Origin of the sequence: uncultured Chloroflexus sp. (assembly GCF_937951745.1) — a bacterium.
In the GTDB taxonomy this organism is placed as follows: Bacteria; Chloroflexota; Chloroflexia; order Chloroflexales; family Chloroflexaceae; genus Chloroflexus.
This window is the reverse complement of the sequence record NZ_CALFBQ010000030.1, coordinates 46,092-62,454: the sequence shown is the minus strand read 5'-3', so window position 1 is coordinate 62,454 and position 16,363 is coordinate 46,092. Positions and strand designations below refer to the sequence as shown.

Annotated in this window: 14 protein-coding genes; 7 read left to right on the top strand and 7 right to left on the bottom strand. The window is 57.8% G+C overall.

Annotated features, from left to right (window positions below; genetic code table 11):
• The first annotated feature begins 1 nt into the window (after position 1).
• Entirely contained in the window at positions 2-922 is a 921-nt protein-coding gene (locus Q1A59_RS08390) for an alpha/beta hydrolase (protein WP_299644792.1), read from the top strand.
• 5 nt (positions 923-927) lie between these two features.
• Positions 928-1,689, top strand: coding sequence for a tRNA (guanosine(37)-N1)-methyltransferase TrmD (trmD, locus tag Q1A59_RS08385; RefSeq protein ID WP_298406119.1), 762 nt, complete (start codon positions 928-930; stop codon positions 1,687-1,689).
• A gap of 53 nt (positions 1,690-1,742) precedes the next feature.
• Here trmD and Q1A59_RS08380 read toward each other — a convergent pair whose 3' ends face one another.
• A complete protein-coding gene (locus Q1A59_RS08380) occupies positions 1,743-3,008 on the bottom strand; it encodes a hypothetical protein (RefSeq protein ID WP_299644791.1) in 1,266 nt (421 codons plus the stop codon).
• 70 nt (positions 3,009-3,078) lie between these two features.
• On the opposite strand from Q1A59_RS08380, the gene Q1A59_RS08375 reads away from it, so the two are divergent.
• Entirely contained in the window at positions 3,079-4,113 is a 1,035-nt protein-coding gene (locus Q1A59_RS08375) for a methyltransferase domain-containing protein (protein ID WP_298406115.1), read from the top strand.
• A 43-nt stretch (positions 4,114-4,156) separates the two neighbouring features.
• Here Q1A59_RS08375 and Q1A59_RS08370 read toward each other — a convergent pair whose 3' ends face one another.
• The 4 genes from Q1A59_RS08370 to Q1A59_RS08355 are packed head-to-tail and all read right to left on the bottom strand — an operon-like array spanning position 4,157 to position 7,692.
• Complete coding sequence (locus Q1A59_RS08370; RefSeq protein ID WP_299644790.1) at positions 4,157-5,257, bottom strand: hypothetical protein; 1,101 nt, start codon at positions 5,255-5,257, stop codon at positions 4,157-4,159.
• A 9-nt stretch (positions 5,258-5,266) separates the two neighbouring features.
• Complete coding sequence (gene hisA, locus Q1A59_RS08365; protein WP_298406111.1) at positions 5,267-5,998, bottom strand: 1-(5-phosphoribosyl)-5-[(5-phosphoribosylamino)methylideneamino]imidazole-4-carboxamide isomerase; 732 nt, start codon at positions 5,996-5,998, stop codon at positions 5,267-5,269.
• Positions 5,999-6,001: 3 nt separating this feature from the next.
• The gene (hisH, locus tag Q1A59_RS08360; protein ID WP_298406109.1) at positions 6,002-6,637 is read right to left on the bottom strand and encodes an imidazole glycerol phosphate synthase subunit HisH; all 636 of its coding nucleotides are present in this window, start codon (positions 6,635-6,637) and stop codon (positions 6,002-6,004) included.
• On the bottom strand, positions 6,634-7,692 hold the full coding sequence (locus Q1A59_RS08355) for a histone deacetylase (protein WP_298406107.1): 1,059 nt from the start codon (positions 7,690-7,692) through the stop codon (positions 6,634-6,636). Before Q1A59_RS08355 ends, hisH begins: the two co-directional genes overlap by 4 nt.
• 212 nt (positions 7,693-7,904) lie before the next feature.
• Here Q1A59_RS08355 and polA point away from each other — a divergent pair, with 212 nt between their 5' ends.
• From polA to Q1A59_RS08335, 4 genes are all read left to right on the top strand, one after another.
• Complete coding sequence (polA, locus tag Q1A59_RS08350) at positions 7,905-10,718, top strand: DNA polymerase I (protein ID WP_299644789.1); 2,814 nt, start codon at positions 7,905-7,907, stop codon at positions 10,716-10,718.
• A 40-nt stretch (positions 10,719-10,758) separates the two neighbouring features.
• Positions 10,759-12,741, top strand: coding sequence for a glycosyltransferase family 39 protein (locus Q1A59_RS08345; RefSeq protein WP_299644788.1), 1,983 nt, complete (start codon positions 10,759-10,761; stop codon positions 12,739-12,741).
• An 80-nt stretch (positions 12,742-12,821) separates the two neighbouring features.
• Complete coding sequence (locus Q1A59_RS08340) at positions 12,822-13,841, top strand: glycosyltransferase family 2 protein (protein ID WP_298406101.1); 1,020 nt, start codon at positions 12,822-12,824, stop codon at positions 13,839-13,841.
• 51 nt (positions 13,842-13,892) lie between these two features.
• Entirely contained in the window at positions 13,893-14,879 is a 987-nt protein-coding gene (locus tag Q1A59_RS08335) for an SPFH domain-containing protein (protein ID WP_298406099.1), read from the top strand.
• 172 nt (positions 14,880-15,051) lie between these two features.
• Here Q1A59_RS08335 and Q1A59_RS08330 read toward each other — a convergent pair whose 3' ends face one another.
• A complete protein-coding gene (locus Q1A59_RS08330; protein WP_298406097.1) occupies positions 15,052-15,333 on the bottom strand; it encodes a DUF3592 domain-containing protein in 282 nt (93 codons plus the stop codon).
• A gap of 234 nt (positions 15,334-15,567) precedes the next feature.
• Positions 15,568-16,347, bottom strand: coding sequence for a thioredoxin (gene trxA, locus Q1A59_RS08325; protein ID WP_298406096.1), 780 nt, complete (start codon positions 16,345-16,347; stop codon positions 15,568-15,570).
• Positions 16,348-16,363: the final 16 nt, after the last annotated feature.

The following is a 16,363-nucleotide window of genomic DNA, read 5'->3' as shown; positions in this document are numbered from 1 at the left end:
GATGATGGCAAAAAGATTTGGCTGGAGTTTGTTACCGATGGCGCTGACCGGCGCCATTGGTGTGTTAGGTGGGATTACTGGCACGGCATACTACGTCAGTTTGCGGGTCAGCCCGCCGCCGCGCCGTACCTATCTCGACAGCTATACCTTTACCCCGTGGGAGTTAGGAGTGCCGTTTGAGACGGTTGAGTTTCGCAGCAGCGATGGTCTGCGGCTGGTGGGCTGGTGGTTGCCGCGCCCCGAAACGAATGCGGTGATCGTGGGCAGCCATGGCCATGCCGGCAGCAAAGATGAATTGCTTGGCATTGGCAGCTATTGCTGGCGAGCCGGCTATAATGTCCTGCTGTTTGATTATCGTGGTCGCGGCGAATCGGATCCATGGCCGCAGACGCTGGTGAGCCGCGAGGTTGACGATTTGCTAGCGGCGCTCGAGTTTGTGCGCCAGCGGATGTCCGCTGCGGCGATTGGTGTGGTTGGCTATTCGATGGGAGCGGCAGTGGGGATTTTGGCAACGGCCCGCGATCAGTCGGTTCGGGCGCTCGTGGCCGATAGCTCGTTTACCGCTGGTGATGATGTGGTGGCCCATAGCATCACCCAAGTGCTGCGCATCCCGCCCAAGCCGTTGGTACGCTTGGCCGACGCGATCGTCGCTCGTCGCCACGGCTACCGCTTTAGCCAAGCCCGCCCGATTGACGCCATCGGCCAGATTGCGCCACGCCCGGTCTTTATCATTCATGGCATTGATGACTCGCTGATTCCGGTGAGCCACGCGCGCCAATTGTATGACGCTGCTCGCGAGCCGCGCATCTTGTGGGAGGTGCCCGGCGCCGAGCATTGTGGCGGGTATTTTGTCGATCGGGTGACGTATTGCCGGCGGGTTGTCGAGTTTTTTGACCAGTATCTGCGTAGCGTTGAGGCATAGCCGGCATGCGGTTTGATATCCTCACCCTCTTTCCAGCTATGTTTCAGGGGCCGCTGACCGAGAGTATTCTCAAGCGGGCGCAGCAGGCTGGCAAAATTGCCATTCACTTGCACGATATTCGACAGTGGGCGACTGATCGCCATCGCACCGCCGATGATACGCCTTATGGCGGCGGCGCCGGGATGGTGATGAAAGCTGAGCCGTTGGCGGCGGCGATTCGGGCGGTGCGCGCCGCTGATGAGCAAGCCGGGCCAACCATTCTACTTACGCCTGACGGTGAGTTGTTTACGCAGAGCATAGCGCATGAATTAGCGGCCTTGCCGCGCCTGATCCTCGTCTGTGGTCACTATGAGGGGATCGATGAGCGAGTGCGCGCGACACTGATTGACCGCGAGATCAGCATCGGCGATTATGTGTTGACCGGCGGTGAGTTGGCGGCGATGGTGGTGGTTGATGCGGTGGCGCGGTTGGTGCCGGGGGTGATCGATAGTGAATCGATTATCGAAGAGAGTCACAGCGATTTTTTGCTCGAATACCCGCACTACACCCGTCCAGCGGTTTGGGAGGGGTTGAGTGTGCCGCCGGTATTGCTCTCTGGAAACCATGGCGAGATTGCCCGTTGGCGGCGAGCCGAGCGGTTGCGCCGCACCTTGGCCCGCCGGCCCGATCTGCTGGATCGGGCCGCAGCAGCCGGTGTGTTGACTAAGGCCGATCTGGCGTTGTTGGCTGAATGGGGATGGCAACCGCCAACCATAGACGAGGAATAGAACACGGATTGACACGGATGGCCCGACCCGTGCCAATCCGTGTCAATCCGTGTTCATACTATCTCGGTCTGGTATTCACGCCAAAGCCGGCGCAGTTCGGTGGCCGGATCGCGCCAGAAACGGTCGGGTTCAACCGGCAGGGTTGGCAATGTACCCTTCGCTGGCAGACTGCCAATCGTCTCGCGCAGCGCCTCCCAACTCGCTTTCGGGCGGCCATCTGCCGTCCACAAACCCCATGTGCGCGCCGGCCAACTGCGGTCGAACGGTGGGATCTTCCACTGTTCCTCTGCCGGATCGACCATCCCGGCCAGCCAGACCGCGGCGGCCCCAGAGCGGGCCAATGTCGGCAGTGCTGCTTGTAGGGCCGTGGCCACCTCTTCTTCATCAGCCAAAAACGTTTGAGCGGGCCGGGCAAAGACCTCATCGTGCTGCCAGCCGCGCCATTGTGGGCGAGGGGCAGTGGGCCAGCCGAGATCGCTAACCACCACCTGCGTGGCGGCGGTATCGTTCACTTCTTCGGCCAGCAAACCAGCGACCACAGTGTGCAAAAAGCAGACGGCCTCGCCGCGCGCTGGCGGTCCATCGCCGATCGGCGGCCATGGCCCCACACTCATCACGACTTCGCCACCGGCCATTGCGATGTCATAGGGGCGCAAACTGGCGGGGTCACTCAGCGCAGCAGCATCAATCTGACCAAACAGCCGGTTGGCACCGTGGGCGCGAGCACGCTCGGCGAGATCGGCCCACCATGCTGCCACATCGCGATGGTCAGTTGGTGGCAGGACTCGCTCAACCCCGGCGGCTAACAGCCAACCATGGATAGCTGGATGGGCGGCGAAGTTACCGATCACTTCGCGGAGCAAGTAACGTTGCGCGGCCCGCATGTCGGGATCGGCGTAGAGATCGCGCACCGGTTCGCGCCGGTAGAAGGTATTGTCAAGAATCGTCAACGCCGGTGTTGCGAAGATCTCGCTTACCGCTTGGTTGGTCAACGCTTGCGCCGGCACCCCCAGCGCCCAATCGGGCAGATGGAGCGCCGGGCCAAGGGTGGCGCTCATTAGCGAGACAACCACGTGCAGACCGTTGGCTTGGGCAAGATCAAGGCCACGGTGGAAGCCATCGAGCGCAGCGACCGCAATCCGCTGTGCGCTTGGCTGCACCTCTGCCCAGCGCAGATCAAAGCGTACTTGCTGCAAACCGATCTCACGCGCGCGTTGCAAGTATTCACGCAGCGCGCCGTGGTCGTAGCGCGACCAGCTTGCGGCCAGTGCCTGCGGTCGCGCTGGCATAGGCGGCCAAATAGTTGTTCCGATGTCCATAGGCGTTTTGCGTGTATACTAACAAGGCGATATAGCGCTAACCTCGCCTCTTCATTATCATAGTATAACAATGTCGCACCGAATTGAAATCATTGTCCCTACTGGGATCGAAGCATTGGCGCGCGCGGAAGCGCAGCGGATCGCCGGTATCCGGCTCGACCCGCCGGGAGAGAGCGGGGTGATCAGGGCAACGATGCGCGGCCCGTTGCCGGCGCTGTTCGATTTACGCTGCGCTACTTCAGTCTTCTTAGTGCGCAGCTTTGCCATTCCGCGGCCACGGGCTTTGCTCGGCGATGAGAACTTTCGCGAAGTCACGGTGATGATCGACACGGTGCGTCGTTTGCATCCTGCCAACACGTTTCAAACCCTTTTGCTCAGCGCTGCTGGCGCCGAGAGTAGTGTGCTGCGACGTTTCAAGCACGAGCTGAGCGAGCGGCTCGGTCTCTCGATCGGTGAAGACGATGGCGATCTTGTGCTGCGCTTGCGCCCCAGCCGCGAGCGGGCTGGTTGGGACGTGCTGGTACGCTTGACGCCGCGGCCATTAGCGACTCGCTCATGGCGGGTGTGTAATCGTGAGGGAGCACTCAATGGGCCGGTAGCGCACGCAATGGCGCTGCTAAGCAAGCCGCGCGCCAGCGATCGAGTGCTAAATGTGGGATGCGGTTCGGGTACGCTGTTGATCGAGCGGTTGTTGATCGGGCCGGCGGCGCAGGCGATCGGGTGTGATATTGACCCTGCAGCGTTGGCATGCGCCTATCGTAACCTTGCCGCCGCCGGCTTGAGCCACAAGGTTTCATTGCACGATTGGGATGCGCAACACATGCCATTGCCGCCGGCAAGCATCGATGTGGTATTGGCCGATTTACCGTTTGGGCATCTGGTCGGTTCGCATGCCAGCAATGTCACGCTCTACCCGGCCTTGCTGCGTGAGGCGGCCCGCGTCACGCGGCTAGATGGATGCGCAGTGATCATCAGCCACGAAGTGCGACTCATGGAGCGCACCTTAGCCGAGTTGCCGGAATGGCGACTTGAGCAACACCTGCGTGTTGATCTTGGTGGCCTCTACCCGCGCATTTTCGTGTTGCGGCGGGTAGCGCAAAGGTAACGCCAAGGCGCTGAAGCAGGCGACTGCCGCCAGCGCCTTGTATTTATGATCGCTGATCGCCGCCGCCCAATTCGAGATGTGCTGCCCGCACTTGCTCAAGGCGTTGACGTATCGCCGCAAATTGAACGTTAAGTGTCTCTAACTCGCGCCGCTCCAATTCCATAATGCGCAAGAGTTGCGCCTTTTGTTCAAGCTCCATCCGGTCAGTTGTGCGCGTGAAGCGCTGCTCAAGCTCGCGCAACCAACCATCAACCCGTTCGAGCCATGCCGTCAATTGGCGCAGATACTGCTCATCAGTCTCCTGCAACGCGCTCATCCGCTCATCGGCCATCTGGCGCAACTCTTCCAACCGTTCTTGGTTCATCAAGAAGCGTTCGGTTGAAATGCGCTCAATCCGTTTGATTTCGGCAGTAATGTCAGGGAGCTTTGCTCCGATTTCTTTAATTTGGGCGGGCAGTACCTCGGCAAAGAGGTCGATCTGCTGACGAAGTTCTTCGAGCCGATCGATGCGTGACTTCTGCTCGTCGATCGATGGACGGAGATCGGCAACCAATTGTTGGGCTTCAACTGCCATTCGCCGCATCTGTTGCTTCTCGACTTGGATATCATCGTTAACACGCCGCACCTCTTGCATCACGGCTGCATCAGCTTCACGCAAGCGTTCGAGTTGCAAGGCAAATTGACGTTGACGTTCGTCGAGTTCTTTGATCTGCGACGAGAGGGCAGTAATTTGTTGTTCAACGTGTTCGATGCGAATAAGCCAGCCGGCGAGAAAGTCGCGATCTTGTTTGCGCGCTTCGGCGATCTGTTGGATCTGTGACTGCATATCACGCAACGGACGCACACCTTCTTCGATTTTGACCAGTGCCGCTGCCACTTCCCGTCGTAGTGCGACCACATCGCGGCGCACGATTTCATTAGCTTGGGCAACTTCACTGGTGTGACGCTCGAAGAGGCTTTGCACTTGCGCAATTGCACCCTCGTTTTTGCGTACCTGCTCCATTGCCCACTGATATTTGTTGGTCTGGTCCTTGAGCAGGCGGCGCAATTCGTCGATCTGGCTTTGCAGGTAGACCAATTGCGATTGCTCTTGCGCGCGCAGGCGCTCTTCTTCGTACCGCGCAGTGAGGTCTGAATTCGACATACAATCCTCTTATGGTTGTGAAGTCACCGTTTGGGCGACGGCCAATGCTTCGGGCAAGCTGATCGCTCCCACGTACAACGCCTTGCCGATAATCGCTCCCTCGACTCCAAGCTGGGCCAGCCGGCGCACATGATCGAGGGTGGCAATGCCGCCGCTCGCGATAATCGCTGGACCATCGGTGCGCATCAATTCGGCCAGCGCGATGAAATTCGGACCGCTAAGCGCTCCGTCGCGGTTGATGTCGGTATAGATGATCCGGCGCGCGCCGAGCGCAGCCATCTGTGCGGCGAGTGTAGTGGCCGCCACAGTTGAGGTGACCGTCCAGCCATCGGTCGCCACCATACCGTTCCGCGCGTCGATCCCGATCACAATCTGCTCGCCGAAGCGATTGAGCAGGCGAGCCACCAGTTCAGTTTCAGCGATCGCGGCGGTGCCGATGATCACGCGCTCGACCCCAAGGGCTAAAGCCGCCTCGACATCCTCTTCGCGGCGTAAGCCGCCGCCAAGCTGCACTGGAATCTGCACGGCTTGGGTAATGGCCAAGACAGCAGCGACATTCTGCGGTCTCCCGGCGCGGGCGCCATCGAGATCGACCAGATGCAGACGGGTTGCCCCTTGCTCTTGCCATGCCCGCGCCACGGCGACCGGATCGTCGGCGTAGACTGTCATCTGGGCGAAATCGCCTTGGTACAGCCGCACGCAGCACCCGTCTTTCAAATCAATTGCCGGAATAATCTCCATATCTCATCCTCTCTGAGTGGTTGCGCCACTCCACGCCACAAAGTTGGCTAGCAGGCGCAAGCCATAGTCGCCGCTCTTTTCGGGGTGAAACTGCACCGCTGCCAGCCGGTCGCGGATGATCACGCTCGGAAAGAGCAATCCGTAATCGGTGCGTGCGGCGATGATCGTCGGATCAGCGACATCACAGTAGTACGAGTGAACGAAATAAACATCAGCGCCATCGGGAATATCGGCAAAGAGAGGATGGTCGCGAAATGCTGGGTCAATCTGCATCTGATTCCATCCAATTTGCGGAATCTTACCGGCGCTCTCTGGTAAGCGTTGAACTGTCCCACGCACAATATCGAGACACGGGTGCCGACCAAACTCTTCGCTCTCGCTTAACAAGACCTGCATGCCGACGCAAATGCCGAGAAACGGTGTGCCGGCTGCCACCACTTCCGGCAAGATAGCGGCAATGCCGAGCTGGCGCAGGCTGGCCATCGTATCGGCGGTAGCGCCGACGCCGGGTAAGACGACCGCCTGCGCCGAACGAATCACCTCTGGGTTGTCGGTAACGGTTAAATTGGCGCCGACCCGCCGCAACGCGCGCACCACATTGGGCAGGTTGCCGGCGCCATAGTTAATCACTGCAATCATGCTTCTCCCTGATAACCAGTCTGCATCAAAAGCGGATGTTGATTCTGCAATGCGGTAATGATATGGTCAATCGTTGGTTCAGGTGCTTGGACGCCACCCATCGGGTCAGGGCCGGGATCCATACCGAGCATTAAGCGAAGCGTGGCAACGACACCGGCAGCGAGGGCGGGCAAGCTATAGCCACCTTCAAGTACAAATCCGATCCGGCCATCACACAGCTCGGCGGCCCAATCGAGCAGGTGTTGCGCGATACGGGCAAACCCCTTTACTGAAAGCGCCATTGGCCCGATCGGGTCGCTCCAGTGCGCGTCAAACCCAGCGGAAACCAGCATGATTTCGGGCTGAAACCGGCGCAGCGCCGGCCCAATGATCTGGCGGAAGACGCGGTCGTACCCTTGATCGCCAGTGCCGTAGGGTAAGGGAACATTGAGGGTTGTGCCGCCGGCAGTGCGCGGGTCTCCCATCTCGTGAATCGCGCCGGTGCCGGGGTAGAGCGGCGCAGCGTGGGTCGAACAAAAGAGCACCCGCCCGTCGCGGTAAAAGATGTCTTGGGTGCCGTTGCCGTGATGCACATCAAAATCGACGATGGCAATTCGTTGTAGGCCGTGCCGATCGAGCAATACCCGTGCGGCAACCGCAATATTGTTGAAGAGGCAAAACCCCATTGAGCGGATGTCAGTCGCGTGATGGCCGGGTGGACGGACGAGGGCAAATCCGTTGTGACAACGCCCTTCGGCGATAGCTTCGGCTAAGCAGATCGTTGCGCCTGCCGCTAGGATGGCTGCTTCCCACGAATCAGCGGTGACGTAGGTGTCGCTATCGATCTGTCCCCCGCCATAGCTGGCCAGTTGGCGCACCCGGTGCAGCATGTGTGGGTTATGAACGGCCAACAATTCGGCCTCGGTTGCCGGACGGATGGGCAATGGTTTGAGATAGCCGAGTAAACCCGCTGATTGGATCGCGCGCTGAATGGCATGCAGCCGGCTGGCCTGTTCAACGTGGCCGTGCCATGTATGCAGATCGAACCGTTGATCGGTTGCAATGGCTGTGGTCATACAAGTGTGTCAAGTGAGTTGTATTTGCTGCTGGCGGTGTCAAGCATTGGGCAATCACGCGTTGTTACGCCAGCGCCTTTGACATTGCTCACATTGTACCACGTAGCAATTAACGTCCGTTTACGTTGAGCGAGGATGTTCCCATATTGCGGCGTGGTATAATCCATGGGCGCAGAAAGGGTGTTGCGCATCGTTGGGAATGGAGCTTTGGTATGGCGCGCCCGTTGTTGGTGTTAGTTGATGGCCATGCGTTGGCGTATCGCGCCTTTTTTGCCTTGCGCGAGAGTGGGCTGCGCTCGTCGCGCGGCGAGCCGACGTATGCCGTCTTTGGGTTTGCCCAAATCTTGCTGACGGCGCTGGCCGACTACCGGCCTGAATACGCTGCCGTTGCCTTCGACGTCGGGCGTACCTTTCGCGATGACCTTTACGCTGAGTACAAAGCCGGGCGCGCCGAGACACCGGAAGAGTTTTACCCGCAGTTTGAGCGGATCACCCAATTGGTGCAGGCGTTGTCAATCCCGATCTACACTGCCGAGGGGTATGAAGCTGATGATGTGATCGGCACACTGGCTCGCCAAGCGACTGCTCAAGGGCTAGATGTGATCATCCTCACCGGCGATTCTGATGTGTTACAGTTGGTGAATGAGCAGGTGCGCGTGGCGCTGGCCAACCCTTACGGTGGCAAGACGAGTGTAACACTGTACGATGTCGAGCAGGTGCGCAAGCGGTACGATGGCCTCGAACCGGCACAACTCGCCGATTTGCGTGGTCTCAAGGGTGATCCCTCTGACAACATCCCCGGCGTGCGCGGGATCGGTGAGAAGGGCGCGATTGCCTTGCTCAAGCAGTTTGGCTCACTCGACAATCTCCTTGACCACATTCCTGATGCGCCGAAGCGGTACCAGACCTTGCTGAATGGGCAAGCGGATGCAGCCCGTTTTTCGCGCCAACTGGCAACAATCGTGACCAACGTGCCGGTGCAGCTTGATCTAGCGGCAGCCCGGCTTGGCGTGTACGATCGGGCCGCAGTGATGGCCCTCTTGCAAGAGTTGGAGTTTGGTGTTAGCTCAAACTTGATCAAGAAGTTGCCACCGGTGGTGCAAGCGCCGGCGTTGGCCGAGTTGCCCGCCGATCTGCCGGCGGCGCCGCTGGCTGCCGCTGGCCCGACCCAGCTCTCGCTGTTTGGCGGCGCAGTGCCGGCAGCTAATCCGGCTTCGGCGGCGACGCGGATTGTGCGCGACGCGGCGGCATTGGCCGATTTAGTGGCGCGCTTGCGCGCCGCACCGGCGTTTGCCTTCGATACCGAATGCACGAGCTTGCAAGCAGTGGGGAGTGATCTGGTCGGTATTTCGATTGCAACTACTCCTGACGACGCCTGTTACATACCGGTTGGGCACGAGACGGGTCAGCAGTTGCCGCTGGCCGAGGTGGTGGCGGTGCTTGGCCCACTATTTGCCGACCCGCACACGCCCAAATTTGCTCACAACGCCAAGTTTGATGCCGAAGTGCTAGCCGGTGCTGGTATGAAGGTGGCTGGTCTGGCGTTTGATACGATGATTGCTGCAGCGATGTTGGGCAAACGGCAAGGGTTGAAGGATTTGGCCTTTTATGAGTTGAAACTATCCGAACCACCCACGACGATCGAAGACCTGATCGGGCGAGGGAGCAAGCAGATCAGCTTTGCCGCCGTGCCTATCGAGCAGGCCGCTCCCTACGCTGCTGCCGATGCGCTGCATACGCTGCACTTAACCGAGGTGTTGCGTAGCCAACTTGAAGCTGATGCCGCTCTGCGCGACTTGTATTATCGGGTCGAACTGCCGTTGATCGACGTGTTGACCGATATGGAGTTGGCCGGCATCTTGCTCGACCACGAGTATCTGCGCGAGCTGGGCAAACGTTTCGCCCACCGCATTCACGAGCTGGCCGAACGCATCTATGCGCAGGCCGGCGGCCCGTTTAACATCAATTCTGGCCCGCAACTGAACGAGGTCTTGTTTGAGCGGATGGGCATTGATCCGCGCGCCCACGGCCTCAGCAAGCTCAAGAGCGGTGGCTATTCGATTACGGCTGAAGTGTTGGAAGAGCTGAGCCAGCTCTACCCGATCGCCGCCGATATTCTGGCCTATCGCCAGCTCACCAAACTCAAGAGTACGTATATCGACGCTCTGCCTGAGCTGGTCAATCCACGCACGGGCCGTATTCATACTTCGTACAACCAAATTGGCGCCGCGACTGGCCGGTTGTCATCGAATAATCCCAATTTGCAAAACATTCCAGTACGCACCGAAGAGGGGCGCGAAATTCGACGCGCTTTTATTGCCGCCCCGGGTCATCGATTCATCGCCGCCGACTACTCGCAGATCGAGCTGCGTGTGCTGGCCCATATCAGTGGTGATGAAAATCTGATCGCTGCGTTCCAACAGGGCCTTGATATTCACGCCGCTACAGCCAGCCGCTTATTTGGCGTTGCGCCCGATCAAGTCGATAAAAATCAACGCCGTGTCGCCAAAACAGTCGTGTTCGGTGTCATCTACGGTATTAGTGCCTTCGGTCTCGCCCAACGTCTTGGCATCGAACGCGATCTTGCTCGTCAACTGATCGACAACCTGTTCGCCCAATTCCCCGGCATTCGCCGCTATATTGACCAGACCCTCGCCTTTGGTCGTCAGCACGGATATGTGCAGACGTTGTTTGGCCGTAAGCGTATGATGGACGACTTACGCGCCAGCGGGGCGCGGCGAGCAGCGGCTGAACGCGAGGCGATCAATGCCCCGATCCAAGGGACTGCTGCCGACATCATGAAGATCGCGATGGTTAACGTGCATCGCGCCTTACGTGAGCGCGGCTTACGTACTCGCCTGCTCTTACAAGTGCATGACGAGTTGATCGCCGAAGCACCGGAAGAAGAGGTGGTGGAAGCGGCCCAGCTCTTGCGTGAAGTGATGAGTAGCGCCTACCAACTGATTGTGCCCCTTGGCGTCAATCTCGAGACTGGGCCGAATTGGGAAGAGATGGCGGCGGTGTGAGACGTGGTTATTCGCGATTGCTTGAGTTATTGAAATTATTATGCGTTATCATTTCTCGCGTATCCAGCTTCTGCCATTGGCAACGCTCCTTGCACTGCTCGTCATTTCCCTAAGCGCAACATGGCTCTTGGCATCACGTCCATGGCGGATTGATGCAGTCATTGGCGGCGCTGACTCGGCAATCGTGGGAACCGGTTTTTTCACCAAAGAGCTATCTTCTAATGGTACGCCATTTCGCTGGACGAGCGGGCCTGCTATTATCAATCTCCCACCGGTGCATGCAAGGTATCTGGTTACAATACGCGCCTACACTCCCAGTGATGTTATTCCTTATTACGTTGAGATCAAAGACCGTGCCTTTCCAGTGGCCACAATCGTGGTTACAGATCAGCTCCCCGACTTCCGCAGATACCATATCCTTTGGCAGTCACCTGCAACCTATCACTGGTTAGATTTGTTTACACCACGTCGTTTCACCATTGATGCTGAAACCCGAAACCGTAATCAAGATGATCCCCGGTTGTTAGGAATTGCGGTCAGTCATGTAAGTATTCGCAGTTCAAACACGTTGACGGCACCGATTACGCCGCTGATCACGATTGGCGTAACTCTGTTGGGATTTGCTCGTCTGCTCTGGCCGTTGCGCGGCAAACGGCTTGTGTGGTTTGCCGTGGTTGCTCTCCTCTTGCCGGTAGGATACGACCTTCTTGTATGGCATCCGCTTCAGGGAAACGACTACACGTGGTTGCCATGTTCGTGGTTGCCGGGCATGGTTGCGGCATTAACCATTGGCGCCTTCCTCGCGCAGAGCGCCGCTCGCACACATAGCGGCGCGTTCATTGCCGGGATGATCGTCATACTTCTGGCGTTTGCCGTCATAGCAACCTTGCAATGGCATTGGTACGTTGAAGGGCCTGATTACTATTGGCATTTGTACCATGGCGGCTCTTGGCAGCGTGTATTCCGCGCCCATCCCTTTTATCCATTCGGTTTTCCGCTGATTTTATGGTTGGGGCAGTTGGCCGGTGATCAAGCGCTGCTGTTTGGCCGGATCGCCAGCGCTATCGCTACATTTATGACGATAGGCGCTACAACGCTTATGGTTTGGCGAGCGATTCATCGATCGTATGCATGGGTGGCCGGCGCAGTGATGTTAGCAGCGCCGGTGGTGGTATCCCATGGCGTCTTTGCCAGCACTGATGCGCCAATGGTCAGTTTTGCCGCATTGGCGTTACTGGCTTTGCTATGGCATGAGCCACTGCCTTGGCGGCAAGTCATCCTCGCTGGAATGGCGCTTGGTCTTGCGTACCTCTTTCGCGTACAGACCACGATGCTGTTGATCCCGAGTTTGGTGTGGTTGTACTTTCAACCTATGCCTCAACTGCCGCTACGGCTAGCTTGGTTGAGCCGCCTTGGCCGTTTGATTGGCCCGCTGGCTTTGCTTGGCGGATTTCTGCTTGTGTCGGCGCCGCAGTGGTTGCTCGATATTCGCGATACGGGTCTGCCATTTTCGACGCGGCAATACGTCAACATTTGGTCATTCGCTTTTGAGCGTACTGACTCAGTGCCGGAAGGATCAACGTTTGAACAAATGTGGTTTATTTTAAACTTTGATCCGTATGGACTTTGGCGTCATTGGTTAGGCAATATCCGCCAATTTGGCGAGCATACAATCCATCAACTATTTATATGGCCGCTCGGGCTCGTAGCGTTCGGTGGTATGATCGTGAAAGGCCCATTATCGAATCGGCGCTATCTACTGTTGCTTGGATGGGTCATGTTCTACGGTTTGGTTGTGATGCTCACGACCAATAAGGAGCGCTTCTTCTTACCGATGATGCCGGCATTGGCGCTCTTCATAACGTCATTTCTAGCTGAGATGGATCATCGGCTTAGGCGATTTGGGAATCCGTTCGCCTTCGGATCGCTCTTGATCAGTGCGATCCTGTTTTATTGGGTTGTGATCAATCTTACGGTAGCCGAGATCGAACTTGCTACAGGCGGCTTTACTCGTCATTGGTAAGCGCATTGTGATACGTCTGCATTGCGTAAGATGCTACTATCCAATGTCTTTACAACCGCCCAATGCGGCGGGGAGGAACCATGGCTGATGTGCAACCAACCTTTTCTGTGGTCGCGCCGGTCTACAATGAAGAGCAACTGATCGGCGAGTTTTGCCGGCGGGTGATTGCGGCCCTCGAACCGCTGGGAGAACCGTTTGAGCTAGTGCTGGTCAATGACGGTTGCCAAGATCGTTCGCCGGAGATTATGCGTGAACTGCACGAGCGCGATCCACGCATCAAAGTAATCAACTTCTCGCGCAATTTTGGCCATCAGATTGCGATTACCGCCGGCACCGACTACGCTACCGGCAAAGCGGTGATCGTGATCGATTCTGATTTGCAAGACCCGCCGGAGGTGATCCCCGATCTGATTGCCCGTTGGCGCGAAGGCTATCAGGTGGTGTATGGTGTACGCGAGGAGCGCGAAGGTGAGACGTGGTTTAAGAAAACGACGGCAGCTATCTTCTATCGCCTGATCGTGCGGATTACCAACGTCAAGATTCCAGTCGATACCGGCGATTTTCGGCTAATGGATCGCAAGGTTGTCGATGCGCTCAAACGCATGCGCGAGCACCACCGCTTTATGCGTGGGTTGTCAGCGTGGGTTGGCTTCCGTCAGACCGGTGTGCCGTATCGTCGCCATGCCCGCACCGCCGGTACTACCAAATATCCGTTGCGCAAGATGCTGCGGTTTGCCCTCGATGGCATTACCAGCTTTTCGTATCTGCCGCTGCAACTAGCGACCTATCTCGGCTTTATCGTGGCCGCAATCAGTATGATTTTCTTGATTGTGGTGTTTGTAATGCGGTTAGCCAATCCCGCTGCCGCCGAACCGGCGTTTTATGGTCAGGCCAGCACGTTGGCGAGTGTACTCTTCCTTGGTGCGGTTCAACTGATCTCGCTCGGCATCATCGGCGAATATGTCGGTCGCATCTACGACGAAGTGAAAGGCCGGCCACTCTATATTGTTGCCGAAACGTTAGGGATCGACGAGGCGGTTGCAACTTCCGCCCCTGCGGTGCGTACTAATCAACGAGAACACACGTCGTTCCCGACGTAATCGGGGGGTGCGCTGTCGCAACGTGCGTCACGCCCGGGTGGAGGAGGAAGTATGAATGCACGGTTGTCATTAGTTGGCGGGCTTATTCTTGTGCTGATCATTGCTGGTATCGGCCTCAGCACAATGAAGTATGTACAGGTTGATGAGGGTCAGGCTGCAATTGAGCTGGTGCAAGGTCGGATCGTGGCTGTGCATGGGCCGGGGCCGATCTTTCGCCCCTTTGCCCCCTTCACCGCAATCGAACTGGTCAATATCCGCCGCCAGTCACGGCAAATTTCGCAAAATGTTGCCAGCAGTGACAAACAGTTGTACGACATTGATATTCAAGTCGATTTTCGCCGCTTACCAACTGAGCAGGCGTTACGCGCCGCCTATGCTGAGATCGGGGTCAGTGATGCGCAACTGAATGATTTTCTGGATGGGTTTATCAATGATGCGCTCAAGAGCGCCAGTACCCAGTTTACCCTCGATGAAGCGCTCTCGGATCGTGGCGCCTTTGCCGAGCGGATCCGCCGTTTTCTTACCACGCCGCCCGGTGATGGCCAACGCGCGCCGGTTGATCAACTGTACATCACGATCGAAGCGGTAAAGGTACTTGATATCAAGGTTGGTGAGACATACGCTCAGTTGTTGGCCGAAAAAGCGAATCTTGAAGTGCAGATTGAAACCGAGCAGAAACGCCGGCAGCAGATCGAAGCGCAACAAGCCAATAACCTCTTCCAAGCCGAGCAAGAGGCCTTGGTCGCGTTGACTCGCGAAAAAGGTATCACGGCAGCGGCACTTGAGGCCGCCAATCGCGAAGCGCAGGTGCGAGCAATTGAAGGTCGCTACTGGCGCGAAAACCCCGAACTGTTCGAGCTGCGCAAGCGTGAATTGCTCGTGCAAATGATGTCGAGGGGGAATGTGTGGTTCGTTGACCCAAACACCAATCTGACCCTGTTGCTTAACAATCAAGCGGTGGATGGACAGGCCCTTGTTGTTCCGCAGCCAAATCGCACGCAGCCGTCAACGCCGGGAGAAACGCCGGCTAATCCATAAGTGTCAACCCGGCATCCTGCCCGACAGAAAAGGTGGGATGCCGTGTATCTAGGCGCGGCGGCGCCACAGAATCGTGCCGATCAGGCCAAGCAATCCGCCGAGTTTCAAGAATTCAATACAGATCGAGCGTCACCAAACTGCCGAGAAAGATATATACCGGTAGTCAGTTTTCCTATGGATTGACAAGGGTGTACAGCACTTCTCCTTGCTCGCCGGCTTGAAACGCTGGCAGATTGCCGCCAAGCGTGCTCTCGAACCGGATCGGCTCGCCATTGGCGGTGCAGAACTTGACTACCGGGTCGTCGAAGGTTCGCTTCCCGCTGTTGGTGTTGGCAATGCGCGATACGTCTTCGACAACGGTGCCTTGTGCCGGGATCATGGTTGCCATTTGGCGGGCAAGATCGGCGCGGATGTTCCAGCCGAGGGCGAAGAACAGCACATCAGCGATGAGCAAGCCCGGCCACTCAATGATGGTCCTGAGCGAATAGCGAGACTATACCTTCCTCATGACCTCTCTGCTGAATGTGGATTAAAGATAGGTAGGAGTATTTCATACAGCAGGGAGCCTGACGTATGAAAGGCGAACACAGTGTTTGCGCATAATTCACGCTAACCCCACTCTATGCGTAACCATCATTGCATGCAAAAACGGCCTCGGCGAGATATTCCCGCCGAGGCTACCCGTGTGCTATCGTCCCACATGCCGGGCCAGCGCTTGTCGCAAGACCTGATACGGCTGTGCGCCGACTAGCCGCTCAACGACCCGACCGTCTTTGAAGACGTAAATCGCTGGGATGCCGGTGATGCCGAAGCGTTGGGCCGTGTACGGGTTTTCGTCCACGTTGAGCTTGGCAACCACCGCCTTGCCGGTGAACTCTTGCGCCAGCCGCTCGATCGATGGCGCGACGGCCCGGCACGGGCCGCACCACGGCGCCCAGAAATCGACTAGCACTGGCTGCTGGCTCTGGCCGACTACTTGATCGAAGGTGGCGTCGCGCAGTATCACCGGCCCAGCCGGCGCGCGTGGTTCGCTGGCGGCTGGACGGTTTGACGTAGGGTTGGGTGCGGTGCCATTGGTGGCCGGCGCCGATTGGTGCAGCGGCATACTCGGCCCGCTCGGCAACGGCGGCTGCGAACCCTCGCCGCTCAGGTAGTTTAACCATGCTTGTAAGGCCGTCTCTGGCGCAGCGCCGGCAGTGCGTGCCACTATCGCGCCATGCCTAATAAAGACCAGCCCCGGTAGATCGGTGACGCTATATTTCCGCACTAGAGCCGGGTTATCATCGGCATCAACCCGCGCAATCAGCGCCTTGCCAGCAAAGCGTTGCGCCAACCGTTCGAGGGTTGGTTCGAGTTGCTGGCAAGTTTGGCAACCGCGCCGGTCGAAGACGAGTAAGACCGGCAATCCTGCTTGCAAGACGCGGTTGATGCTCTGTTCGCCCGTGCGAATTGGGCTTGCAAAGACCATAGTGACCTCGCTTGAG